Consider the following 24,235-nt stretch of genomic DNA (forward strand, 5'->3'; position numbering starts at 1 on the left):
AAGTAAGTACTATTAACCATAGTACAAAATTTTTGATTCAATAAAAATTACGGGTAAGTTATTTAGAGGTGGTCATTTTAGCTTATGTTGAAAATGAAAAGGGCAGAGTCAACCACCCTTGAGTAATGCATTTATTGGTCTGCTGGATACACAACGCCAAGCTGATTTCGTGCTTCATCAAGTACAGCCATAACTTGTTTTGACAGTGTATGAGTATTAACAGATGACTCAATTTGTCCTGCATTCGCAGCTTGAATAAAGTGGCTGACCTCATGGCGCATAAAGTGATCATCAAATGGCTCAGACAGTTCTTCAACCGTGCCATTGTTACCAATAAATTGCATGCGCTTTAATAATGACACCGCTTCAATACGTATTCGGCCTTTCTCACCTTGAATTTCAGTAAAATTATCGCCTTGCGAGATTTTCGAATAGCTGATCACCGCTTGCTTATCAGCGTAATTCAAAAGCACATCGCCAGCGCCATCAACACCAGTTTCAAGCAACACACCACTGGCTTTTACACTCTGAGGCGCACCCCATAATGCGAGTAAAATATACAGCGGATAAATACCTAAATCGACTAATGCACCGTTAGCAAATTCTGGCAAGAAGGTATTTGGGCGTTCGCCGTTTTTATATTTATCGTAACGCGATGAGTACTGACTATATTGGCCAATATATTTGCGGGGTGTGCCAATCTTTGCCATGGCACTTTTTAAGCGTGCAAAGTTTGGTAAATGGGTAGTCATCATCGCTTCCATGTATAAGCGTTGATGGGTTTTTGCTGCTTGCACGATTGACTCAAGCTCTTTGCTATTCGCAGCAGAAGGTTTTTCGCCTAAAACGTGTTTACCTGCTTTTAAACACATGACGGCATAATCTTTGTGTAAGCTATTTGGTGCTGCAATATAAACGGCATCGACTGATGGGTCTTCGCATACTTGCTCAATATTGGTAAACACTTTAGCGTTTTGAGCATCGTGCTTTATAAGGAAAGCCTCGCCTGTTTGCTGCTCTCGAGAGCACACACCATATAAGGAGAAATGTTCAATTTCTTTAGCTGCACTCAGTAGTGTATCGCTTATAAAATTGGTACCTACAATCACAAAGTTCATGGTTACTCCTCGCTGTTTTGTACAAGCCATGCTTGCCAATTCTGTTCAAATTTTTCCATTTGTTTATGTTTTTTGCTTAACAAATGTTTGTCTTCATCTTCTTGGGCCATATAAGGGCCAACGCGGCATAATGCACAGTATTTTTCACCTAAATAAGCAGGAAAACTAAGCTTAGGGGTAATTTCATTGTTAGTTTTTTCGCTAAATACATAGGTAATGCCGCTAGTATCTTTAACGTGTTTATCGCGATCAACATTGCGAATTTTATAGCCCGGAAACACGCTAATATCGAATGGCATTTGGCCAAGGTATTGGCAATTAAGCCCTTGATTTAAGCTGCCCTCAATATTCCATTCGCGGTAAGGTTTTACATCTTTAGAGGTGATGTAACATAACATCAGGCCGTTTTTATCTAATGCAAACTGGCTAGCGTAGTCTAGGTAGCGATGCAACAAAGCACGGTTTAATACATTCATACCACCTTGTTGGGTGTGTGCTTTAAATGCGGCTTCACCTTTAAATGCAGGTATCAGCGGAAATTGAAAAATAACCACATCGAAACAAGCGCCATCTAAGCGCTGCCATGAGTCTGGCCTTGTTACATCAAACTCAGTGAGTGTTTCAATATTAAGTTGTTGCAAGGCGCTAAGTGCATTGTCGGCATATTTTTGTTCTATGGTGTTTGCATCATCATAAGTTGAAGCAACAAGCTTGGCTGGTTTTATATAACGAGCAACAGAGTGTGAAAATGATAAATCACCATCGCCTACCGTTAATATGCGCCAACTAGGGTCTAAATACATGGGGTTATTTGCCTTGTTCTGGCGCTATTTCAACTGAAATTTTAGGGCAAAGGGCTAAGCGAGTTTTAAGGCCTTCTATGGCTATTTGCTTAAAAATTAGATTGAAACTAATTAAAACAGCAATAACGATATGAATAGGGCCATGGGTAAAACCTGCTTCTGTATCAAAAAGCATTAAGCCGAATAACAAGAACATGGTAGCTAAAAATATTTCAATCAGCTGATTTGAGTATAGCTTTAAGTTGCCTTGGTTTTTATGATCTTTTTTGATGTGAATTGCACAAAAAAATGGGATCACTTTTATTTTAAAGTGAGCGTTTTTTTCTACGTAATTTTCACCTAAGTGATCTAGTTTAGCGCGCAGTTGATCTATCATAGCAAGTCCTTAAAAAACTGAGCCGCGGATGTTACCGCAAACGCAAGAAAAGGGCTACTCAGGATAGATACTCATGCCAATTACAAATATGTGGCATACAAACACAACCGAGGTTAAAACGAATCGCATTTTTTGATAATCAACGTGATAGGTTTGCCACTGCGGTGTGCTTTTCTCAAACAACAGCACGAGCCAAAAGCTCGCAGCAAGCCAAGCCAGTATCCAGCTTGACGGTAAAAAGCTTAAAAAACCAATCGGTAAGATAGGAATAATTGCTTTGATGGCATCAGCATGCGTTTGCTGGCCTGCATGCCATAAATTACCAGCCATAAAGGCTAAAATGGCGATGCTATAAAAAGTGAAAAAGTCTAAGTTAACAGCATTACTACCTGCTATAAGCGGCCAGCCTACACAGCCTAAAAAAGGCAGTAAACCTAAGTAACCAAGTTGAATGTGATTAATAAACTTTTCCATAATGACCTTTAAACTACCTAACTGGTATAAAATAACTCGTAGTTATTTTATACCAGTTAGGCGGCTAAAACGATCGCTTTATTGCTGACGTAACTCTCGACGTAGAATTTTGCCAACCGTCGATTTAGGCAATTGTTCCATAAAAATGATTGATTTAGGCACCTTATAAGCACTTAAGTTTTCGCGGCAGTAGTCACTCACTTGTTGTTCATCAATCTGCTCTTTTAAAGTAATGTAGGCACACACACGCTCACCGGTTTTTTCATCTTTTGCACCAATAACAGCCGCTTCGCAGATAGCCGGATGCTGACAAAGTATGTTTTCAACTTCGTTAGGGTACACGTTAAAACCAGAGACAATAATCATGTCTTTTAATCGGTCTACAATTTTGTAATTACCACTTGGTAGCTTCAGACCCACATCACCGGTTTTGAAAAAACCACGTTTCATGCATTTATCGGTTTCATCTTGGCGTTGCCAGTAGCCCATCATTACTTGCGGGCCTTTAACAACTATCTCGCCAGACTCACCGTCTGCAACGGGCTCGTCGTTTTCATCCCAAATTTCCACGGTGGTGTTTGATAGTGGGAGGCCAATGCTGCCAATTTCTTCATTTTGAAAATCGTTTAATGTCACAACAGGCGAGGTTTCTGATAAGCCATAGCCTTCTGTGATTGTACAACCTGTGGTGCTCATCCACGCATCAGCTGCAGCATGCGTTAAAGCTGCTCCTCCTGACACGGTCATTTTTAGGTTTGAAAAATTTAGAGCTTTAAACCTTGGGTGCATACACAGACCAATAAACAAGGTGTTAATCCCTGAAAAGTAATTAATATCAAAAGGTTCGATTTGTTTAACTAAGGCATCTAAATCACGAGGGTTTGGAATAAGTACATTAAATTGCCCCATGGCAAATAAGCTAACCATGTTCACCGTAAAGGCATATATATGATAAAGCGGAAGCGGGCAAATACCGGTTTCTTGACCAGGCGTTAAAATGTTGTCAAAGCGCTCATTCATTTGCTCGGCATTGGCTAAGATGTTGCCATGACTAAGCATCGCTGCTTTGGCAACTCCTGTGGTACCACCGGTGTATTGTAAAACAGCAATATCGTCACGACTTGCTTGATGAGCGTCAAGAGGGGCAAGTCTTTCACCTTGGCGAATGAGTTCGTTTAACGAAAATTGATTCTCTTGTAATGCTGGCTCAGCTAAAGCGGCTGCAACAATAACGGTTTTAATGGATGTATCATTAATAATTGTTGCTAATTTTTCGCTAAGGGCATCAAGAATAACAATGGCTTTTACCTCTGCATCATTAAACTGGTGTAGCATTTCACGGGCAGTATAAAGCGGGTTGGTATTGACTACGATTAATCCTGCACGAAATGCTGCATAAGTTACGATAGGGTAATCAACAATATTAGGTAGTTGAATAGCAATTCTGTCTCCTGCAACAAGACCACTTTGCTGTTGAAACCACTGGGCTAAATAGCGAGATTGTTGTTCTACTTGAGAAAAAGTGAATGTTCTTCCCACACTTGTGTAGGCAGGAAAGTCAGCATAAGTCTTACAACTATGCTCAATTAATTGCGTGAGGTTATCATGTGTGTTCATGGTTATTCCTTAGCTTGTTTGACTAATGAATATATACAATTTGTTAACGTGAAACTTAGCTTTAAACGACTTGTTTTTGACTTTTTACGCCATTAATGGGAATGAAACTTGCGGTAATCTCTAGGTGGAATACCATACCAACGTTTAAAAGACCGAGTAAATTCGCTGTAATTAGAAAAGCTCAAGATATCTGATATGTTTGATAAAGTGAGGCTAGATTCAATTAAATATTGATGTGCCAAATGACAGCGTACGTCATCGACTAATTCACGAAACGTTGTGCCATGCTTTGTTAAGTGGCGCTGTAAGCTACGGGTACTCATCGATAACTTTTCGGCTACAAGGTTTACCCCAAACTCCTCGTGTAGTAAGTACTGCTTAATCATCACTTCAACATGATCTGAGATATTTTCACGTTTGGTGTTTTGAATCAGCCCAAGCTGTTGGCTGAGTATAGAAAACAACTGCTTATCTGAGTTCTTAATAGCGAGTTTAAGGTATTTTTTTTCAAACACGACTGCTGTGTGTGCACAATTAAACACAGGAACTTGACCTAATGCTTGGCGATAAACACTCGGATTTTCATTACAACTATGGGGAAGTTCCAAACGGTGCAGTTTTATTTGATCATCGGTTAGTTTCTTTAATAAATTAACCCCAACACTCAGGGCTAGATCAGCGCCATGATAGACACTCACTTTTAAGCTACTACGAACTAAAAATGATAGTTTTACATAGTTTTGGTCTACTTCAAGGAGTAAATCAGCGCTATTTTGATGAATGTGATAATACTTAGTTAAATTTTTAAGTGCCGATTCAAGGGTGTCGCAATTACCCACCAAATAACCAACAGAGCCCAAAATGTTCAAGCTTTGCCAACGCCCTAATTCTAACCCAAAATAGGGCAGGTTTAGTTCTTTCGCCGTGGTCTCTAACAGTTGAATGAGTTGCTGATACTGCACAAAGCTATTGGCATCTTGTAGTTGTTTTCTGTTTAAACCAACGTGTGATAAAAGTATATCAGGGTTCACCAATTTGCTTTCGATCAGCTCAATATAGCCATGTAGAGCAGATACTCTAATTAGATCAGGTGCTTGTGTTAATCGGGGCATAGTATGCTCTTTTTTGTGCTCTGGCGTAAAAAGTAAAAAAAATTGCGTGCAAAGTAAAGTAATACAGGTCATTAAAGTTTAACAATTTATTAACGTCAACAATACGCTGATTTACTAACACGCATTAAAGAGGGCACACACATGGCATTACCAGATATTATTAATCATCAAGATTTTTTACTCACTATTCATACCAATGATGAAAAGCTAATTAAAAACGCTTTACCAGGCGTGCACATTTATCCACTCATGCTGGATTCTGAGAATGGGGTATGGGTTTTACGCGTTTTATTTGAACCGGGTACAGTTTTGCCAAAGCACTTTCACACTGGTGTTGTGCATTTATATACCATGGCGGGCAGCTGGCACTACACAGAATACCCAGACGATTTACAAGTAGCGGGTAGCTATTTGTTTGAACCAGGTGGTTCGATTCATCAATTTCAAGTCCCAGCAGACAACACTGAAGTGACCGATACCTTTATGATAGTAATGGGAGCTAATATTAACTTTGACCCAGATGGCAACTATATGAACATTATGGATGCAGGTTGGATTGAACAAGTGATGTTAGCAGCTGCAAAAGAGCAAGGAATTGAGCCTAACTACATAAAACCAAAGAGTTTATACGGTTTTAGTAAATAATTTTATTCCCTGAAGTGAAGGCCCTTGATTGCATAAGTGATTGAGGGCTTTGTAGTTTTTGCTATTTCCAACCTTTTAATCTAAAAAACAAATCAATTTAATCTAAACAATCAATTTTATTTTAATCGCTCAGGCCTCTATTGTATTAATCAAGCAGACGCAAGGCTGCGTTAATTAAACTTTTTAAATACATCAATGAGGAATATTATGAGCACTTCATTAATTAACACAAAACTACAACCATTCAATGCAACAGCTTACCACAACGGTGACTTTGTAGAACTAACAGAAAAAGACGTGCTAGGTAAGTGGTCAATCTTCTTCTTCTACCCAGCTGACTTTACTTTCGTATGTCCTACAGAGCTTGGTGATGTTGCTGATTACTACGAGCAACTTCAAGAAATGGGCGTTGAAGTTTACTCAGTATCAACTGACACGCACTTCACTCACAAAGCATGGCACGATACGTCTGACACAATTGGTAAAATCAAATTCCCAATGATTGGTGACCCTACAGGTCGTATTACACGTAACTTCGGTGTGATGATTGAAGACGAAGGTCTTGCTCTTCGCGGTACATTCGTAATGAACCCTGAAGGCGAAATCAAAGTAATCGAAACTCACGACTTAGGTATCGGCCGTAGCGCGAAAGAGTTAGTACGTAAAGTACAAGCTGCACAGTACATTGCTAACCACGACGGTGAAGTATGTCCTGCATCATGGCAGCCAGGTGAAGAGACACTTGCTCCTTCACTAGACCTAGTTGGCAAAATCTAATTTGCCACAGCATTAAACGATAGCAAAGCTTTGCTTTGCTATCTCAATGCAACCCTAATTGCCCATCACAACTCACATTAAGCACATTAGCGGGTGATGGGCAGTTATCTCTAAAATTTTTCTAGATTATTTATTCTGAACTCAAGGGCTAAGCCATGTTAGATACGAATATCAAAAACCAATTAACAAGCCACTTTGCTTCTATTACCAGCCCTGTTGAGCTGCTTATCGCCTTGGATGACAGCAATAAATCAACAGAACTTAAAAACTTAGCGAACGATTTAGCATCGTTAAGCGACAAATTCTCGGTGCGAGATAACCCTAACCAAGACGTACGTCGTCCGTCTATGGTGGTGTCTTCACCTATTAACAATACGCAAATCACATTTGCGGGTGTGCCTATGGGCCACGAATTCACAAGCTTGATCCTTGCACTTCTTCACACTGGTGGTCATCCAAGCAAGGCATCAGAGACTGAAATTGAACAAATTAAATCATTGCCTGGGCCACTCAACTTTGAAATATATATTTCATTAAGTTGTCAAACATGTCCGCAAGTAGTGCAAGCACTTAACTTGATGGCGGCACACAATGAAAATATTACGGCGACTATGATTGATGGCGCCTTGTTCCAAGACGAAGTGAACGAGCGTAATGTGTTAGCAGTACCGGCTGTGTACTTAAATGGAGAGTTATTCAGCCAAGGCGCTGTTAACCTGACCGACATTCTAAATAAAGTAGATACCAAAGCGGCTGCACGCCAAGCCGAAGCACTGAACGATAAAGAGTTATTCGATGTACTTGTTGTTGGTGGTGGTCCGGCAGGGGCTTCTGCGGCAATTTATTCGGCGCGTAAAGGCTTAAATACCGGTGTTGTGGCAGAGCGTTTTGGTGGTCAGGTTTCAGACACGTTAGCAATTGAAAACTTTATCTCAGTAAAAGCGACCGAAGGTCCTAAATTAGTTGCTCAACTTGAAGAACACGTAAAAGAATACGACGTAGATGTGATGCAAAACCAACGTGCGGCATCGCTTACTAAACAAGGTAATTACCAAATCACGCTAGAAAATGGCGCGGTGTTAAATGCTAAGTCAGTGGTATTAGCAACTGGTGCACGCTGGCGTGAAATGAATGTACCCGGTGAAAAAGAGTATCGCGGTCATGGCGTTGCTTACTGCCCTCACTGCGATGGCCCGTTATTTAAAGGTAAAGCGGTTGCGGTTATCGGTGGTGGTAACTCAGGTATTGAAGCGGCAATCGACCTTGCAAACATTGTTGAGCATGTCACTGTGCTCGAATTTGCTGATACCTTACGTGCTGACGAAGTACTTATTCGCAAAGCAAATAGCTTAAACAACATTACGATTATCAAAAACGCGCAAACAACAGAAGTTGTTGGTGATGGTAAACGAGTAACAGGCTTAAGCTATATTGACCGTATCTCTGGCGATGAAAAATCACTTGAGCTTGCAGGTATCTTTGTGCAAATCGGCTTGGTGCCAAACACTGAATGGTTAAAAGATTCAGAACTAGCACTGACTCGCTTTGGCGAAATCGAAATTGATAGCAAAGGTGCAACATCTTTACCGGGTGTTTACGCGGCAGGTGATGCAACAACAACGCCGTTTAAGCAAATCATTATTGCCATGGGCAGTGGTGCAACGGCAAGTTTAGGTGCATTTGATTACTTAATTCGCCACAGCGATGAGATTCAAAACACCGAAGATGCAGCTTAATTAGCGACTCTTGATTAGGCAGCTCACACCCATAGCTGCCGCTTTAAAGCCGCCCTCTCCAAAGGCGGCTTTGTTTTTATTCATCCAGCTACTGATACTGTGCTGCAGTTATAAATTCCTCAAAACTTTCACACCAAATAATCACAGTATTGTAATCGCTGACATCAATACCTTGTGGCACAACTAATTTAAAGCCGTTGAACGAACGCACCCCTGCAACACGCTGCATGGTGCCTTTTTGTGCTAAAAAATCGGTTTCATTATCAATAAAGTTTCGCGACAGATAAAGTTGATAGTCAGGCCCTGGTGATAACGTGCCTTGCATAGAAATAGCATCATTCGTTAGATACACCATACCATCACCATAATGAAGGCGATCTGAGCCTTTAAGATCAGGTTTAAACTCTGCACTAAACAGAGCTCTCGTTTGATGTTGTTCAAGAGTCTTGATTTCAGGGGCTGGTTGCTCAGTTAAAATTGGCAAACTGTATATCCCAGCCATAAAGCCCGCAGCAAAAATAGCCAATGCTATGATGAAAATTAACAGTGCTTTTAGCATTATTATTCCCTATTTTTTAAGTTTATGATGTGGCGTTGACTTAAAGAAAATTGCTTTTCAACATCACCAAAGTGTTGTAAATAAAGCTGCTCAAGTTCACCCGATTGCTGTATCTTTTGCATGCCTTGTTCTAGCAAATCCCTAATATTTTGATTTTCTTTACTTAAGTAAAAGTAATAGTCATTGGGGTATTGCAACATAATGTCTGGCGCAATGACAAAGTTTGTTTGTTGTAGTCGCTGAAGTTCTACACCTATTGCTAATGCAGAACGAGGAAAGTAATCTGCTAGACCACTTTCAAGTGCTTTGACCATTCCTGCGTAATCAAGCTCTCCATTTACAGATAAACCATTTGCTTTTAGCACATCATAATCTGACCAGCTTTGTTGTTGCACAGCAAGTAGCGGTCTTAATTGTTCCAAGTTTTTGATAGCTTTAAATTTTAGTTGCTCTTTTTTATGAATAATTAGTAGCCGCTTACCGTGTAAGCCTTTATAAATAGGAATAGTTGTTTTTACTAAGGTATTACTTAACTGAGAAGGTAAAGACAGCCAGGCGAGAGTTATAGCTTTGTTGTGGCTAAGTTGCTCTACTATTCGTTTATCATTCATTGGTTGCGAATCATATCGGATGATAATATCAGCATTTACCGCGGCAAAGCTTTTCGTAAGTATTTTATGAATGTATTGCTGTTTGACTGCATCAGTATAAATAGGTTTAGCAAGTTGGATTACAATTTGACTTTGCGCGATTGCGTAAGAACAATGCAAAGCTAAAAATAATAATAACAGGCGCCAAATTGTAGTCATTTATTAGGTTCTCTGTGTGCAAAGTAATCAGTTGCCCATCATACTTTGAATACATGGACCTGTTGCTGTAATCGCGACGCTAATGAAGCTAATTCTTGACTTGCTTGAGCGTTTTGCTGCGAGCTTTCGCTAACTAGTGAAATACTACTGCTAAATTCATTTATATTACAACTAAGTTCGTTGGCAACGATTGTTTGCTCATCTGTTGCGGTAGAAACTTCGTTGTTCATATCGGCAATAAGTGCCATTTCTTGAGTGATTTCAGTCAGTAATTGTGATGAGCGTTCTGCGTATTCAACACTTTGTTTAGCACTTTCGTCGGCATTGCCCATGGCGGTCACTGCTTGCTGCGCCATTGCTTGTAGTTTACTGATCATTTCGTTAATACTCGCTGTGGCTTTTTGCGTGTTGTGCGCAAGTTGCCTTACTTCATCAGCCACCACAGCGAAACCGCGACCCGACTCACCTGCGCGTGCTGCTTCAATGGCCGCATTTAACGCAAGTAAATTTGTTTGTTCAGCAACCCCTTGAATCATCATTACCACTTGGTTGATATCTGTTGATTGTGTATTTAACTCATTGATAAGTTGAGTATTGGTATTAACTATATGCGACAAGTGGTTAATTGCATCGATATTTTCTTGTACAGACTGTTGGCCAAGCTTCGCTGTCTTATCTGTGTGGGTGGCTTTTTCTGAAGTCGCAAGCGCATTAGCTGCAACTTGTTCAATAGCACTGCTCATTTGCGTAATAGCAGTAGCAATCATTGCCGATTGTTGTTCTTGTTCAGTGGCAGTGCTGGCAACTTGGTCGCTAATTGAGTTCATTTGCTCAGCGGCAGATGAGAGAGTAAGTGTTGCGCTGGTTACATCATTTACAAGAGCATGAATGCGCTCCATCATAGCGTTAAAGTGGTTTGCTGCCTGAGCTATCTCATCATTACCATGGGTTTTTGCGCGGAGCCGTAAATCAGCGTTTTCAGAGATTGATCCTATTGTTTCGCTCAGCGATAACAGAGGGTTGTGAATAGAACGATAAATAACAAAGGCAATAAACAACAAGATAATTATTAAAATAGTTATCGAAGCTGTCATTGCGATAGTGACTTGGGAAAAGTCTTTATCTGCCGCATTTTTAAATTTGTTGGCTTCATTGATCTGTAAATTAATCAGACCTTGATAACTTTCACTGAGAGGGTCAAACACGTCGTAAAGTTCTTTTACAAACACCTCATTAGGGATCGCTTTTAGCTGGTTACTGTTAACTTGGTTTAAAAACCTGCTAAGTTCACTTTCGACTACAGAGAGATTCTTTTCAACAATATTAACTAAGCGTTGTTCTTCGGAAGTGAGTTTTGTTGCTAAATAGCTTTTCCATTTATTGTCAGCAACATTCTTTGCGTTTTCAACTGCGGCTAGAAAGTCAGCTTTGGAGATTTGATCAGCGCGGTATTTATGAAATAAATCAACAATGTTAACAGCGTAATTGTCCGATACTGTTTTTATTTGCTCTAACGGGAGTACTCTGTCTCTATACAAACTATCAATTCCTTTGACCATATTAGACATCATCGACATCGTGAAAATAGATGTGATCACAAAAACAGCAACTGGTAACAAAGCTAAGACAGCTAATCTCGTACGAACAGTGTAGTTATTTAACATGAGCGAGCAAACTTTTGTAGGGACTTATTATTAAAACTAATAGAGAAATGGTTTTAAGCAAGTTTTTGCAATTGTTTGATGGGTTTTTCTTTTGATAGACCTCATTTAGTTAGTAAAGTCACCATATGCAGCCTTTATATTGTAGGCAACAAAGCCAATTTTCACGTTGGCTTTGTTTTGTTCCTATTTTTACATTAATGGCCGCGATTAGGCATTTGCCTTGGTATCTGTCTTTGTGTATTACGGCGCATTTGTTGACGCTGCATACCTTGCTGACGTGCTCTGTTCGCGCGATTTAATTGCTGCATACGATTTTGCTGCCTGTTTTGCATATGCTGACGCTGCTGTAATGTTTGTTTCGCTTTACTTTTATCTATGCTTTGCAATTTATTTTGCACTTGCTGGCGGTCAATGTTTTGTGCCCGATCTTTGATTTGTTGCTGTTTATCAGAAGGTAATGTTTGCCATTTTCCCTCAACACGTTGTTGCCATTTATCGGCATCACGCTTGAGCACGTTACCTTTTTGATCCGCAAACACGTTGTTTGCTTTATCGCGTTGGCTGATGGCGGTTTTTAAATCGCGTTTCACTTGCTGCTTTGAAGCTAAACGAGATTTACTTTGATCGCGTTTATAAATGTTATGTCTTGGCTGTTTATTAAGATGACCAGGTTTATAGCCGACATTAATTTTGTTACCAATATTGATGTTGCCATTATTAATAAAAACTGGGCCGCGGTAACCACCGCCATACCAGCCATTACAGCAATGATAAGGTCGATAATGGGTTGGCCAGCCGACATGCCAATTCATACCTAGATTCAAAAAGCCATTGCTCCAGCTCAAGCCAAACGACCAACCTGTCCAGTTGTTATAGCCAATATTAAAACCCCAAGTTGGTGGGCGAGGGTAGTAGTAGCCACCGCCCCAATATGGCGGGTAATACCAACCCGTTCCATACACTGGCACGCCATAATAAGGGTATGACCACATGTAACCTGGGTAATAACCAACATACACCACCTCAGGAGTTGACTCGTATATCTCGACGTAAGTGGCGTTGTAAACTGGGGAGCTTGGAGGAATTTTTGCTATGTCGTCTTTTGGAATGCTATCAGCAACAAGCCAAGGCCCTTGTGCGGAATCTGCCTTAAACCACACCGCATTATCGACTGCATAATATTTGCCTTTAATTTGCAGCACTTGTGCATCGGTATTAATAGCATAAGAAACTTGCGTGCCCGGGATACGTTCAAACTTAGGTTTGCCATCATAGTACACAGTTAAACTGGTATCTTTACGGCTGATAGCCGCTGTTTGCGGCACTTTTGCATCTAGTACAGCTTCGTCAGCTTCTTCTGTGCCGGCAACTGAAACTCTTAGACCAGCTAAATCTGATTCAGGTGGAATATTGGCAAAGCTTTCGGGTAGTTCGTCGCCGCGTACAAATGTCCACGGGCCTGTTTGTTGTTTTGCGCGATACCAACGCCCAGATAACAAGACATACATGTTATTTGTTTGCATTTCACGTAGCCAAGGGGTTTCAGTGTTAAACACATACATGAGCTCGCCACCGGTTAAGCTTTTCCATTTAGCTGCGCCATCAGTTGCAATAAGTTCGGTGGGTTTAGTGGCTACAACAATGGCTGGTGGCGCACTAAGACCTGAACTTTCAGTATCTTTAGGGAGCATTTTTACAAGTTCGGTAGGTGGCGTTTGAGTGAATTCATAAGGCCCTTTGGCTTGTTTTGCCTGATACCAAAATTGCCCATCGGTGAGATAACAAAGTTTACTTTTGCTATCTTTAATCACTGTCATGGCGGTGTTTAAAGCACGCTCATATTGGCTGTTTTCAACTTTACTAAACTTAGGTTCACCATCAAAACTCAGCAGTACCGACAGTTGCTCTTTGAATATAATCGTTGGAGGGTCGGTTTTTAATTGCGTTAAACTCTGCTCTGCCGCTTCTGCACTTTCAAGGCTGGCGGTGAGTTGCGAAAGCGAGGTTTCGAATTGACTGGCTTTTATTGCTTCATTAACGACAGCAGTAAATTTTTGTTCTCCAGCATCTTTTGATTCAGGCCAGCGTACATCGGTGACTGTCATATTGCGAACGGTGACGGTATCGTTTTCGCGGTCAGTATCTAATTTAGCTCTAAACCAAAACACGCCGAACACAGCATCATTGCCTGAAAGCGAAAAAGACATTGCTGCACGGGCTGTTAAAGTATTACCGTTTAGTTTCTCGGGTTGTGGCTGGTAAACAATGAGTGTGCCTTGGTTTGTTTTTACTTGTTGAGGCCACTCAATAGCTTTGCTAAAAAATGAACATAAACATAAAGAAGAGAGTATTAATACCCTGAAGGCAGTGATAAAAGGTAGGAAGAGTTTCATGGTCAATCCTTGGCTAACGTAACTCTTTAAAGTATAGCCAATGGCACCGAAAACGCTTGAAAACAGCGCCTATTTTTAAAGTGTTAGCTTAGGCGCCTTGAGTTAAAAATTGCGAGCCCGCATTTAAGCCCATTTCATAGCCTGCACTGAGTTTTTCAAATGATTTCGTTGTTCGACCAACAGCAAAGTCGGGTGGTGGTGCAATAATATTAATTTTACAATCGCTTGGTGGGTTGGCAATAAAATCAATACTTTGATTGTAATTTTCTGCACGTCTTAAGGTGGCTTCTGCTAATGCCGGGGTGTTCTTATAAAGACGTTTAACAAACCACGGCGCTTTTGAAGGCTTTTTCTTATAGCCAAGAGGCTGAGATAAAATCACGGTGATTTCTTTATTGCCCATTTCGTATGCTTTACGAATTGGAATCGAATCTGCCACGCCGCCATCAGTGAGTTGTAAATTATCGATAACGGGAAATTCTCGATAAGCAATGGGTAGTGCGCATGAGGCTTTTAATTGCTCTTCAAGAAGTGTTGTACTTGCTTTTAAATACTCAGCCTGACCAGTTTTTATATTGGTTGTGACAATATAAAACTCACTGGCTTGTTTTTCGAAAGTGTCGAGATCAAGGCGAATTTCACGCATGGTTTCTTGCCACAGCCAGTCTAAATCAAATAGGTGACCACCTCTAATAAATCGAACAAAGTCGATGAACTCAGGTCTGCAAGAGTAATCGGTGATCACCGCATGGTTACGTTTGTATTGTGCGCACAAATAAGCGGCAATGTTAGTGGCTCCGGCAGAAACACCATAGCATTGAGTAAAAGGTTGGTAATTAGCTTGAATAAAAGAATCCAGTACGCCAGTGGCAAAAATACCACGCATTGCGCCACCTTCTACAACGAGAGCCCTGTTATTGTTCATTTTCGCAACCTTGCTTGTAACCGTGAATGCTTCTAACCATAGCAAACACGGTTACAAAACTAAATAGAGTTTTGACTCTAAGTGAAGTTTGACGCTAGCTGAGTTATATCGCCTCTACCCAAAGTACACCGACTTGTTTGTCGGTCACTTTTACAGTGCTACCGGCCGCAATGGGAGAGTGACTTTTCAATTGCCATGTAATCCCCGAATACTGATGCGTGGTTAAACCTTTATCATCAACATCAGCGTTAACGACAAAGGTAAGTTCAGCAAAATCGCTATGTATTGGTGTTGTATCGGTTTTATCTTGCATGCGTTTGAGTGGTTTCCATAGCACGAGTGCAAAACCAAGAGTAAATACAATATTGCTCCAAAGCGCGGTGGTGTAACTTGTATCAAGTAGGCCTATATTCATTAGTAAGCCACTAGCAAATAAAGATAAGCCTAAAAACAGTAATACATAAGTACTCATACCTAGTACAGCAACTTCAACAATGAGCGCGATAACACCTATAATCATCAGTGCTTCGGCTAAATGGGTATCTAAAAATGCCATTAGCTCACCTAACTTTGTTGCTTTTTATTCAAAGAGTTAATAATAGACATGCCTTGAGCTACAAGCGAGCTTGCATCTGTGCCACTCTCTGGCAGTAATACCACAGATGACTCACGAGCAATGGCTTCTTTAGCGGCAATGGCTTTAGTGGCAAGGTCGAGCTGTATTGCTTTTTGGCCTTGATCTGTATCGGCGGCTTCACCTACTTTACGTAGTGCATCTGCTTGTGCTTCAGCAACGGCGATAATCGCTTTTGCTTCACCTTCAGCACGTAAAATTTGCTCGGCTTTTTCAGCTTCTGCTGCAAGGACTTGGGCTTGCTTTTTACCTTCTGCCACATTGATAGCAGACTGACGATCACCTTCTGATTCTAAAATTTGTGCACGTTTTACACGTTCTGCTTTCATTTGTGCTTCCATCGCTTCCATGACAGAGTTAGGTGGCACAATATCTTTAATCTCGTAACGTAAAACCTGAATACCCCAAGGCTCAGAAGCTTGGTTAATCGCGGTAACTATGTTGGTGTTTAACATGTCGCGCTCTTCAAAGGTTTTATCTAGCTCCATTTTGCCAAGCTCAGAGCGCATTGTTGTTTGTGATAGTTGAGTAACCGCAAACACATAGTCATCAACACCATACGTGGCTTTATAAGGGTCAAGCACACGGAAATACAGCACACCATCGACGATGAGCGAGATATTATCTTTCGTGATCGCAGACTGCGAAGGTACATCTTGCGCTTGTTCTTTTAAACTGCGATCAGCGGCTATACGGTCAATAAATGGCACAATAAAGTTTAAGCCGGCTTCTTTAGTTGAATGGTACTTACCAAAACGCTCGATTAACCAAGCACGGTTTTGTGGTACAAATTTAACGCTGCTTTTTAGTAGCACTAAAACAAAAATTAGAAGAAAGACTTCTACATTTAACAACAGGTCTAAAATGCTAGAAATGGGATCCATGTACTTTCCTTAGATACAATTAAAATTATTTTTCACAGCTCAGATTACCACCACAAAGCAACCTGCGCCAATGATTTATAAGGCTAAATTAGCGAGTAATAGTAACAGCATATGTCACTACATTCAGAAAGCTATACATCAGATAGATAGATTTTAAGCAGTTTATAGTCATTAACTACATTGGTACTTTGCTCGCATATCTGCCACAACTTTAATTAAGAATTGCTCAAGCGCATTTAGATCTATATCGCTGAGTTTATTAATGTAAAGGCAAGATTTAGCGTGCTTTATTTTGCCTAGCGTTAAAAGTTCATCACTGAAAGTGCTAAACCCTTGCATTACATATAGGGTTAACTTACTTTTTCGCGGCGAAAAGCCAGTCATCAACCAGTTGTATTCACCTTTTGAGTTGCGATAACTGTAGTTACCAAAACCGATGATTGAGTCGCCCCACATGACGGGAGTTTGTTTGGTTACTTTACTAAATAGTTCGAGTAACACGTTTGCATCTGCCTTTCTGGTTGGATGTTCAATACGGCTAATAAATGTATCTACATTGGCATCATTGGGTTGTGTTTTTAATTCGCTCATTAAATTTTTGTCCTAAAAACTAACAATTAGCATGGTGAGGCAAAGTTCGTTTTATAAGGTACATTTTTTGGTCAGCTTGTGCGACAATTTCATTGGCCGATTTTTGAGTTCCAAAAAACATTGTAACCCCAACACTCGCAGAGCCGAAGTAATTGACATTTTGGTATATAAATTGGGTTTCAATTGCTGATTGTAGTTTATCGGCAACACGATGAGCGTTTTTTTTGGCGGCTTGTTCATCACGGCCAAGCCTTTCAAGCATGATTACGAATTCATCCCCGCCGATGCGCGCTAAACAGTCTTTGTCGCGAACGACCGCTTTCATCCTGTTAGCAACTTCTATAAGGTATGCATCTCCAATGAGATGACCATATTGGTCGTTTAACTCTTTAAACTTGTTAAGATCGATAAAGATGACAGCACCATAGTTTAGGTCTTGTTTACTAACTTGTAACGCAAGTGATAGGCGAGAATAAAAATATCGGCGGTTTAAGAGTTTTGTTAAAGGATCTGTAGATGCATCATAGAGGAGCTGTTTTTCAAGTTGTTTTCGTTCAGTAATATCTGTCGAAATACCTAAAATCCCAATAACCTTATTTGGCTCTGTGTCACAAAAAATTGGAGTTTTTACTTCCCAAAAAATATATTTGTTTCCATCAGGGAAATTTAACTCCACTTCTTCTCTTGTGCGCTCTCCTTTGATCACACGCGAATCGATTTTAGCTAGTTTCTTAACATCATTAAGCGCAAAGAAATCTTTATCGCTTTTGAATTGAAGTTCCTGTTCTGTGCACGCCAGTAGACTGAGTGTAAGTTTATTAGCATATACATAATGGGATAGTTCGTTTTTTATATAAACGTATGCAGGTACGTTATCAAGTGCAAACTTTAATTCAGCAATATGGACAGGCAATTTAGTGTTAGTAAGTTCGGCCACAATATGTCCTTATATGACAAGCCATAAATTGATAGTGAATGAAAAAATGCTATTAAACAAGACTGACCACAGTGTTAATCTCACAACTAATAATTTAGGTATAGTTTTGAAAAATAAATAGAAAGTTATTAGTTAAGATGGTTGATGAACTTTGTTATTACTTTTGGAGGATGTGCTCTTCATGCTAAAAACATCCTTGTTTTTAGTCATCACTTTTGGCTTTTAAGCTTTGTTGAGAATGGCAAGGTGCTTTGTATGATGCGCGCTAAATAAGCGACAAAAAATATAACCCGTTACAAACATAGATAAGCTATATGTTGCACCAGGAATGGCCATCGCGGCATTATTGATTAAGGTACTTGCAATTAAAATGGCAAGGGTGCCATTTTGTAGCCCAACTTCAACCGCAATGCTCATTTGTTGCTTGTGATCTAAGCCCGATATTTTTGCAAAAAACAGCCCAAGTAACAGCGTGCTGAGGTTTAATGTCAGCGTTGCAATGCCACTGGTCGCAAAAAAGCTCAGCATTTGGTCAGCATTTTTATGAATAATGCTAAGTACTATCACAATTAAGAATACACTCGAAAAACGACGAATAAAGGGTTCTATTTTCAAGCTCAAATGGGGTTTAAAGTGATTAAATACCATTCCTAAGCAAACAGGAAGTACCGTTATCATTAGCATTTGCACTATGGTTTTAATCACTGGCAAAGCGAATTCGTGGCCCGGCACACTCATTGTTTGCATGGCAAAATGCATAATTAGTGGCAAGGTAAACGGTGAGATAAATGTTGCTAGCGTTGTTAGACTTATTGACAGCGCAACATCCCCTTTGAATAAATAGGTATAGAGATTTGAAGTCACACCACCCGGGCAGCAAGCCACTAAGATCAGGCCTATAGCGAGCTCAGGGGTTAGGGTAAAACTCATTGCTATTAAAAACGCAACGCTTGGCAATAACAGTAGTTGGCAGCTTAAGCCTATTGAAAGTGCTTTGGGGCTAATAAATAATGCCCCGAAGTCTTGCTTTTTAAGCCCTAACCCCATGCCAAACATGATGATAAATAGTGCTAAAGGCAGCACTATTTTAGTCATGATATCAATTTGCATGGTGTATCCTTATTGATCGTAACCCGGGCTTTTATTGTCGAGTAAGCGCAGCAGGGCAGGCCAAGCAATTGCGCCACCCAATCCCTTTGTAGCAACCTCAGTTTGCCCTTTGATACCATCAATAATCGCGCTAGGTACTTGTACGAGTTGTTCGGTATTTTGTGACGTACGAGTTTGTACAGCGCATGCCGCTTCAAAAACATACATAAACAAAAATGCATCAGCGACCGTTTTACCCACAGTTAATAGGCCATGATTACGTAGCATTAAAAAGTTATTAGAACCTAGGTCATTCACTAAACGGTCTTGTTCTGCAGGATTAAGAGCAATACCTTCGTAGTCGTGATAACCCAGACCTGAGTGCACAACAACAGCTTGCTGAGAGATAGGCAATAAGCCGTCTTTGTTGGCAGACACTGCCGTGCCATTGAGTGAGTGGGTGTGAATAATGCAATGGGCATCATCACGCGCCATATGAATACAGCTATGAATATTAAACCCCGCAGGGTTAACTGGGTATTCGCTGTCATGCAGCTTATTACATTGTTGATCTACTTTGATAAGACTTGATGCGGTAATTTCGTGAAACATCATGCCATACGGGTTTATCAAAAACTCGTTGTCTGTGCCGGGAACGCGCATTGAAATATGGGTAAAAATTAAATCATCCCAGCCATATAAAGCCACTAGGCGATACGCGGCAGCGAGCTCAACACGGGCTTGCCATTCTTGTTCTGATACTGTGTGTTTCATGGTCATGGTGTTTTCCTAAAATGGTACTTTGCGAATAATAATGTCTTTAAACATCACCCAATCACCAATAAAGCTATAAAAAGGGTGTGTAAAAGTAGCGGGGCGATTTTTCTCAAAAAAGAAATGACCAACCCAAGCAAAGCCATAGCCCACAACAGGGCATAAAATTAACCAGCTATATTGCTGCTGATAAATAGCGGTAAACAAAATAGCCAAAACAACCCAACTGCCAAAGAAGTGTAAGCGTCGACAGACTTTATTTTTATGTTCTTGTAAGTAGTAAGGGTAAAACTCTTTAAAGCTCGCGAACTCGCGTTTACTTGCTACAGTGCCCATATTGTTGTCTCCGTTGTTAATTACAGGTTAACAATAGGCTTTTATTCTTTTATTTACTTGATAGTATAGGTCATTAAATTGTTTGTTTAGGACGCGCATGAGAACCTTATCAAGCTGGTGGCTTCGTGCTATGGCTGAGTCGTTTAAATGGCAGGGCTTACCAATTAATGAGTTGTTTGCAGCGGCAAATATTCCTTTAGCAGAATTAAGTAGCCAAACAGCCCGATACCCGCAAGCGAGTGTCAGTATGCTTTGGAAGCAGGCGCAAGCGATGTTACCAAACACGCATTTAGGTCTTTATGTTGGCAGTAACATGAATGTACGGGCTATTCCGGTAGTAGGTATGGCTATTATTCAGTCAACACAGCTATTGAGTGCTTTTCGGTTGATATTGCGTTATCAAAAATTGATGGGCGATACACATAATGTGTCTTTGATCGATCACGGTAGTGAGTATGAACTTCGCTTTAACTTTAGTGATGGTGAGCGGGATATGTCACTGCTAAGCTACGAGGCACCCATGGCGTTTTGTGTGAAAATAGCGCGCACTGTGAAGGGAAAAGATTGGCACCCAACGCGAATTTGCTTGCAACGTAAAGAGCCTCATAGTGAGATTAATGCGCACTTTAATTGCAAAATTGAATACGGCGCTACGACCCATAGCCTATTTTTTAGCGAAAATACCGATAGTGAACCTGTGTTATCAAGCCAGATGAAACTGGTGACGCAAACGAATGTGACGCAGGTGCTGAGAATTTTACTTGAAGAGCATTTAATTCAAGGCCAAACCACCAATAAAGCAATGGCAAAAGCACTTAATATGAGTGAAAAAACGCTGCAACGACGTCTTGCAAAAGAGGGCACAAATTTTAGTAAAGAATTGGCAAGATTAAGACAGCTAAAAAGTGTGTCATTGTTAAACGAAACAGACTTATCAGTCACAGAAATAGCCTTTTTATGTGGCTACTCTGAAATTAGTGCATTTCATCATGCATTTCATCGCTGGTATGGCATGTCGCCAAAAGTGTACAGGCAAAAAAATTAATGCCATAAGTCGAGTGCATTGCTGCACTCGACAAGGTTTTAAAAACTAATTAGAAGCTATAACTAATGCTTGCAGAAATACTACGACCAGAACTTTCGAGCCCTTCTAAGCTATCTGATGCAGAGTGGTTCGCAAGGCTGCCATGCTGATAATAAGTTTTGTCGAACAAGTTGCGAATAGCTAAGTTTAGATTAGCTTGACCAATGCTTGCTCGTGCTAACCAATCAACCGTACCATAGCCTGGTGTTTCGTAATTGCCTTCGTTCACTTTGGTCATTTTTTTAGCAAAGTTAACGATTAAATCACTACCCAATGTGTCACCTTGGAAGCTCACACCCAAGTTACCTGATAGAGGGTTGATTGAGCTGATGTATTCATCGGTTTCGTCATTTTTACCGTCTTGATAACTTGCATTCAAAAACACAGAAATAGCATCTGTTGCATAGTAAGTTGTTGAAAACTCTGCGCCTTTGATGGTTACTGAGTCAATGTTCTGATACTGATATTTATCGTGGATATATCCAAATGAGCCGTCGTCATTAAATACAGTTTCACGATCTATTAATTCGGTTGCTAAAAAGTCATCAAACTTATTGTGGAATACCGCTGCTGTAACAATAAAATCGCCTATGTGGCCACGTAAACCAAGCTCGAAAGTATCGCTTTTCTCTGGATCTAAATCATCCGCAGGTAATACTTCATAAATGTATTCAGCGGTAGGTTGGTTATAATGCTCAATGTAAGCTAGGTCATAAGCAGGTACTTTAAAGCCTTGCCCGTATTGCGCATAAGCGCTCAACATATCATTGATATAATATAAGCCACCTAAATTAAATGAGAGGTTGCTTTCATCAATTTTAGCGTATTCTTCACCATCTGTTTTTAAAGCGCCGTTTGGATCCATACTGTAATAATCAAAACGAACACCTGGCGTTACAACCAGTTTGTCGTTTAGTAATGAGATTTCGTCATTGATGAATAAACCAGCACGAAGAGTATCATTTTTAGGGAACTTATTGGTGGTATCGTCTTTGGTTGTTTCGCCTTCAACTTCACGATATTCATGCACAGTGCGTAAGCTTTCGGTTGTTTCAACATCAATACCATAACCAAGAGTGTGTTGTTTGTTTAAGGCTTTACTAGCATGGGAGATCAGGCCATAGGTTGTTTGCTCATAGGTGCCTGTTTTCCACATGTCACGCATTTCAACGGTACCAAACATTGGCGCATTGATGTCTAATAACGCATATTCTTGGTCGTCTTGGCGGTTATTAGTGTAGTAAAGGTTAAACTGAGCGCTATCCCATAAGCGATTGGCTGAATTATTGTTGTAACTAAAGCGATATGAGTCGCTGTCTTTTTCGGTTTGCGTGTTTTCGGTGGCAATATTGTAGCCATATTCTGCTAAGCCACGGAAATAGGTAAGTAGGCCATCAGCACTGTCGCCATTGACATCTTGGCGCCACAGATCAGCAGAGAAGTTAATGTAATCTTTATCGTTTATGTTGTATTTAAGTTTGTAAAGAAGGCTTTGTGAATCAATTTCGAATGGCGCATTGCTTTGGTGTTTATTTTGCTCTTCCTCGCCATCACGAGCGGTTACACTTAATAGGTGATCAAAGTTACCATGCTGAGCATACAGTGTTGCACCTAAACTGGTTTGATCATCTAAGTCGCTGTAACCTAATTTCACACGGCCGCCAAACTGCTCACCGCCTTGTAAATAGTCGCTTGCATCTTTAGTTGTAAACACCACGATTCCGCCCAGTGCATCTGAGCCATAAAGCGAAGATGCAGCACCCTTTGCTACTTCTACCTGCTTTAAAGTATCGGTATCAATAAAGCCACGACCCACAATATCGTTCAAGCCGTTTGCACCGTAGCCTTCGTTCATTCGCATGCCGTCTTTAATCATCAGAATACGATCAGAACCCATACCTCGTACTTGAATGTTTTGTGCACCGCCAACACGGCCAGTTACCTGAATACTTGGGTCATATAAGAATAATTGACTCATATCAGTAACAACTTGTTTTTCAATATCGTCACTTGTGATTACAGAAATACTCGCAGCAACATCTTTTAATGGTTTTTCAGTACGCGAGCCACTAACAACAATTACTTCTAAATCGTCAGCTTTGATTGATTCATCAGCAATGCTAGGTGTTGCAGAAGCTGCAAGAGTCGCAGCGATTAAAATGCGTAAAGAATGTGTTTTAGCTAGGCGCATTATTGGTTTCCTTTGGAGCTTTATATTATTTGTGTACAGAGAACTGTTTAATTTTTGCCAGAATAATACGCCTATTTTTATAAAGATCAATATAAATGCAAATTGTTCCTATTTGCATTATTGTAATGGTGTGTGTTTTCACGTACATTTGAGCCCGTCAAATTTACTGGGGCAATAATGTGAATATCCAAATAATCGAACAACTTATGGCTGATGTGTCAGCTCTTCTAATGGCACCTGTGATTTTAGTGATTGCAGTGCTCTTTGTTTATGCGTTTTTCGCAGCAGGGAGGTTTGTATCTGAATATCTAATCAGAAGAAAAAATCAGCTTGCTTATCAGCGAGATATCGATACTAAAACGGCCACGAATTACAGAGGCTTTTATGTCCATAATTACTATGTAGCGAATCCAACTGCATCTGAGGATGAGCTTGAAGTGTTTGCGTTAAAACAACTAGAAGTACTTAGAGTTGTTACCCGTATTGCACCTATGCTTGGACTAATTGCGACGATGATCCCAATGGGACCTGCATTAAAAGCCCTTGCCGATGGCAACATTCAGGGGATCAGCGAAAATTTAATCATTGCCTTTGCAGCGGTTATTTGGGGCTTGGTTATTTCGACCCTAACGTTTTGGCCAGCTTCGGTTAAAAAACGTTGGTGCGCTCAAGAACTTATCAATATTCGTAAATTAAGAGGGCAATAA

24 protein-coding genes are annotated in these 24,235 nt (G+C 40.4%); 5 read left to right on the forward strand and 19 right to left on the reverse strand.

The window, feature by feature from the left end; all coding sequences use genetic code 11:
• Positions 1-131: 131 nt before the first annotated feature.
• The 6 genes from CWC02_RS11345 to CWC02_RS11370 all read right to left on the reverse strand — a co-directional run bounded on the left by CWC02_RS11345 (position 132) and on the right by CWC02_RS11370 (position 5,500).
• Positions 132-1,118 (reverse strand): Gfo/Idh/MocA family protein, encoded by a 987-nt coding sequence (locus tag CWC02_RS11345; protein WP_138618324.1) that lies wholly within the window; start codon positions 1,116-1,118, stop codon positions 132-134.
• Between the two features lie 2 nt (positions 1,119-1,120).
• Positions 1,121-1,921 (reverse strand): class I SAM-dependent methyltransferase, encoded by an 801-nt coding sequence (locus CWC02_RS11350; RefSeq protein ID WP_138618326.1) that lies wholly within the window; start codon positions 1,919-1,921, stop codon positions 1,121-1,123.
• A gap of 4 nt (positions 1,922-1,925) precedes the next feature.
• A complete protein-coding gene (locus CWC02_RS11355) occupies positions 1,926-2,297 on the reverse strand; it encodes a hypothetical protein (protein ID WP_054553963.1) in 372 nt (123 codons plus the stop codon).
• A 54-nt stretch (positions 2,298-2,351) separates the two neighbouring features.
• Complete coding sequence (locus CWC02_RS11360; RefSeq protein ID WP_138618328.1) at positions 2,352-2,771, reverse strand: DUF3429 domain-containing protein; 420 nt, start codon at positions 2,769-2,771, stop codon at positions 2,352-2,354.
• 78 nt (positions 2,772-2,849) lie between these two features.
• Positions 2,850-4,388: an AMP-binding protein gene (locus CWC02_RS11365; RefSeq protein ID WP_138618330.1), complete on the reverse strand. Its 1,539-nt coding sequence runs from the start codon at positions 4,386-4,388 to the stop codon at positions 2,850-2,852.
• A 92-nt stretch (positions 4,389-4,480) separates the two neighbouring features.
• A complete protein-coding gene (locus CWC02_RS11370) occupies positions 4,481-5,500 on the reverse strand; it encodes an AraC family transcriptional regulator (protein WP_171043840.1) in 1,020 nt (339 codons plus the stop codon).
• A 141-nt stretch (positions 5,501-5,641) separates the two neighbouring features.
• Here CWC02_RS11370 and CWC02_RS11375 point away from each other — a divergent pair, with 141 nt between their 5' ends.
• From CWC02_RS11375 to ahpF, 3 genes are all read left to right on the forward strand, one after another.
• Positions 5,642-6,145, forward strand: coding sequence for a 2,4'-dihydroxyacetophenone dioxygenase family protein (locus tag CWC02_RS11375; RefSeq protein WP_054553959.1), 504 nt, complete (start codon positions 5,642-5,644; stop codon positions 6,143-6,145).
• A 207-nt stretch (positions 6,146-6,352) separates the two neighbouring features.
• Complete coding sequence (ahpC, locus tag CWC02_RS11380; RefSeq protein ID WP_054553958.1) at positions 6,353-6,922, forward strand: alkyl hydroperoxide reductase subunit C; 570 nt, start codon at positions 6,353-6,355, stop codon at positions 6,920-6,922.
• 155 nt (positions 6,923-7,077) lie between these two features.
• Positions 7,078-8,658 (forward strand): alkyl hydroperoxide reductase subunit F, encoded by a 1,581-nt coding sequence (ahpF, locus tag CWC02_RS11385; protein ID WP_138618335.1) that lies wholly within the window; start codon positions 7,078-7,080, stop codon positions 8,656-8,658.
• 88 nt (positions 8,659-8,746) lie between these two features.
• Here ahpF and CWC02_RS11390 read toward each other — a convergent pair whose 3' ends face one another.
• The 12 genes from CWC02_RS11390 to CWC02_RS11445 all read right to left on the reverse strand — a co-directional run bounded on the left by CWC02_RS11390 (position 8,747) and on the right by CWC02_RS11445 (position 20,253).
• Positions 8,747-9,217 (reverse strand): DM13 domain-containing protein, encoded by a 471-nt coding sequence (locus tag CWC02_RS11390; protein WP_138618337.1) that lies wholly within the window; start codon positions 9,215-9,217, stop codon positions 8,747-8,749.
• Between the two features lie 2 nt (positions 9,218-9,219).
• A complete protein-coding gene (locus CWC02_RS11395; protein ID WP_138618339.1) occupies positions 9,220-10,026 on the reverse strand; it encodes a substrate-binding periplasmic protein in 807 nt (268 codons plus the stop codon).
• Positions 10,027-10,064: 38 nt separating this feature from the next.
• A complete protein-coding gene (locus CWC02_RS11400) occupies positions 10,065-11,690 on the reverse strand; it encodes a methyl-accepting chemotaxis protein (protein WP_054553954.1) in 1,626 nt (541 codons plus the stop codon).
• A 194-nt stretch (positions 11,691-11,884) separates the two neighbouring features.
• Positions 11,885-14,083, reverse strand: coding sequence for a DUF3300 domain-containing protein (locus CWC02_RS11405; protein WP_138618341.1), 2,199 nt, complete (start codon positions 14,081-14,083; stop codon positions 11,885-11,887).
• 88 nt (positions 14,084-14,171) lie between these two features.
• Positions 14,172-15,008 (reverse strand): patatin-like phospholipase family protein, encoded by an 837-nt coding sequence (locus tag CWC02_RS11410; RefSeq protein WP_138618343.1) that lies wholly within the window; start codon positions 15,006-15,008, stop codon positions 14,172-14,174.
• A gap of 103 nt (positions 15,009-15,111) precedes the next feature.
• Positions 15,112-15,564, reverse strand: a complete 453-nt coding sequence (locus CWC02_RS11415) for an NfeD family protein (protein WP_138618345.1) — start codon at positions 15,562-15,564, stop codon at positions 15,112-15,114.
• An 8-nt stretch (positions 15,565-15,572) separates the two neighbouring features.
• Positions 15,573-16,526: an SPFH domain-containing protein gene (locus CWC02_RS11420; RefSeq protein WP_138618347.1), complete on the reverse strand. Its 954-nt coding sequence runs from the start codon at positions 16,524-16,526 to the stop codon at positions 15,573-15,575.
• A gap of 171 nt (positions 16,527-16,697) precedes the next feature.
• Positions 16,698-17,117 carry a DUF1801 domain-containing protein gene (locus CWC02_RS11425; RefSeq protein WP_138618349.1) on the reverse strand — a complete coding sequence of 140 codons (420 nt, stop codon included), beginning with the start codon at positions 17,115-17,117 and terminating at the stop codon, positions 16,698-16,700.
• 19 nt (positions 17,118-17,136) lie between these two features.
• A complete protein-coding gene (locus tag CWC02_RS11430; RefSeq protein ID WP_138599411.1) occupies positions 17,137-18,054 on the reverse strand; it encodes a sensor domain-containing protein in 918 nt (305 codons plus the stop codon).
• Positions 18,055-18,276: 222 nt separating this feature from the next.
• Entirely contained in the window at positions 18,277-19,164 is an 888-nt protein-coding gene (locus tag CWC02_RS11435) for a bile acid:sodium symporter family protein (protein ID WP_082389296.1), read from the reverse strand.
• A 9-nt stretch (positions 19,165-19,173) separates the two neighbouring features.
• Positions 19,174-19,923, reverse strand: a complete 750-nt coding sequence (locus tag CWC02_RS11440; protein WP_212751202.1) for a class II aldolase/adducin family protein — start codon at positions 19,921-19,923, stop codon at positions 19,174-19,176.
• A 9-nt stretch (positions 19,924-19,932) separates the two neighbouring features.
• The gene (locus CWC02_RS11445) at positions 19,933-20,253 is read right to left on the reverse strand and encodes an Mpo1-like protein (protein ID WP_054553946.1); all 321 of its coding nucleotides are present in this window, start codon (positions 20,251-20,253) and stop codon (positions 19,933-19,935) included.
• 97 nt (positions 20,254-20,350) lie between these two features.
• Between CWC02_RS11445 and CWC02_RS11450 the strand changes: the two genes are divergently transcribed.
• Complete coding sequence (locus CWC02_RS11450; RefSeq protein WP_138618351.1) at positions 20,351-21,298, forward strand: AraC family transcriptional regulator; 948 nt, start codon at positions 20,351-20,353, stop codon at positions 21,296-21,298.
• 49 nt (positions 21,299-21,347) lie between these two features.
• Here the strand turns inward: CWC02_RS11450 and CWC02_RS11455 are convergent, their stop codons facing one another.
• A complete protein-coding gene (locus tag CWC02_RS11455) occupies positions 21,348-23,528 on the reverse strand; it encodes a TonB-dependent hemoglobin/transferrin/lactoferrin family receptor (protein WP_138618353.1) in 2,181 nt (726 codons plus the stop codon).
• A 179-nt stretch (positions 23,529-23,707) separates the two neighbouring features.
• Between CWC02_RS11455 and CWC02_RS11460 the strand changes: the two genes are divergently transcribed.
• The gene (locus CWC02_RS11460) at positions 23,708-24,235 is read left to right on the forward strand and encodes a MotA/TolQ/ExbB proton channel family protein (protein ID WP_054554592.1); all 528 of its coding nucleotides are present in this window, start codon (positions 23,708-23,710) and stop codon (positions 24,233-24,235) included.

It is taken from the genome of Pseudoalteromonas sp. S2721 (assembly GCF_005887425.1).
GTDB classification, from domain to species: domain Bacteria; phylum Pseudomonadota; class Gammaproteobacteria; order Enterobacterales; family Alteromonadaceae; genus Pseudoalteromonas; species Pseudoalteromonas simplex.

Coding starts and splice junctions, on each gene's coding strand:
- CWC02_RS11415 (WP_138618345.1), bottom strand. CDS start 15,564: ATGGCATTTTTAGATACCCATTTAGCCGAAGCACTGATGATTATAGGT.
- CWC02_RS11370 (WP_171043840.1), bottom strand. CDS start 5,500: ATGCCCCGATTAACACAAGCACCTGATCTAATTAGAGTATCTGCTCTA.
- CWC02_RS11355 (WP_054553963.1), bottom strand. CDS start 2,297: ATGATAGATCAACTGCGCGCTAAACTAGATCACTTAGGTGAAAATTAC.
- CWC02_RS11390 (WP_138618337.1), bottom strand. CDS start 9,217: ATGCTAAAAGCACTGTTAATTTTCATCATAGCATTGGCTATTTTTGCT.
- CWC02_RS11445 (WP_054553946.1), bottom strand. CDS start 20,253: ATGGGCACTGTAGCAAGTAAACGCGAGTTCGCGAGCTTTAAAGAGTTT.
- CWC02_RS11375 (WP_054553959.1), top strand. CDS start 5,642: ATGGCATTACCAGATATTATTAATCATCAAGATTTTTTACTCACTATT.
- CWC02_RS11400 (WP_054553954.1), bottom strand. CDS start 11,690: ATGTTAAATAACTACACTGTTCGTACGAGATTAGCTGTCTTAGCTTTG.
- CWC02_RS11410 (WP_138618343.1), bottom strand. CDS start 15,008: ATGAACAATAACAGGGCTCTCGTTGTAGAAGGTGGCGCAATGCGTGGT.
- CWC02_RS11345 (WP_138618324.1), bottom strand. CDS start 1,118: ATGAACTTTGTGATTGTAGGTACCAATTTTATAAGCGATACACTACTG.
- CWC02_RS11365 (WP_138618330.1), bottom strand. CDS start 4,388: ATGAACACACATGATAACCTCACGCAATTAATTGAGCATAGTTGTAAG.
- CWC02_RS11360 (WP_138618328.1), bottom strand. CDS start 2,771: ATGGAAAAGTTTATTAATCACATTCAACTTGGTTACTTAGGTTTACTG.
- ahpC (WP_054553958.1), top strand. CDS start 6,353: ATGAGCACTTCATTAATTAACACAAAACTACAACCATTCAATGCAACA.
- ahpF (WP_138618335.1), top strand. CDS start 7,078: ATGTTAGATACGAATATCAAAAACCAATTAACAAGCCACTTTGCTTCT.
- CWC02_RS11450 (WP_138618351.1), top strand. CDS start 20,351: ATGAGAACCTTATCAAGCTGGTGGCTTCGTGCTATGGCTGAGTCGTTT.
- CWC02_RS11395 (WP_138618339.1), bottom strand. CDS start 10,026: ATGACTACAATTTGGCGCCTGTTATTATTATTTTTAGCTTTGCATTGT.
- CWC02_RS11425 (WP_138618349.1), bottom strand. CDS start 17,117: ATGAGCGAATTAAAAACACAACCCAATGATGCCAATGTAGATACATTT.
- CWC02_RS11350 (WP_138618326.1), bottom strand. CDS start 1,921: ATGTATTTAGACCCTAGTTGGCGCATATTAACGGTAGGCGATGGTGAT.
- CWC02_RS11440 (WP_212751202.1), bottom strand. CDS start 19,923: ATGACCATGAAACACACAGTATCAGAACAAGAATGGCAAGCCCGTGTT.
- CWC02_RS11435 (WP_082389296.1), bottom strand. CDS start 19,164: ATGCAAATTGATATCATGACTAAAATAGTGCTGCCTTTAGCACTATTT.
- CWC02_RS11420 (WP_138618347.1), bottom strand. CDS start 16,526: ATGGATCCCATTTCTAGCATTTTAGACCTGTTGTTAAATGTAGAAGTC.
- CWC02_RS11455 (WP_138618353.1), bottom strand. CDS start 23,528: ATGCGCCTAGCTAAAACACATTCTTTACGCATTTTAATCGCTGCGACT.
- CWC02_RS11405 (WP_138618341.1), bottom strand. CDS start 14,083: ATGAAACTCTTCCTACCTTTTATCACTGCCTTCAGGGTATTAATACTC.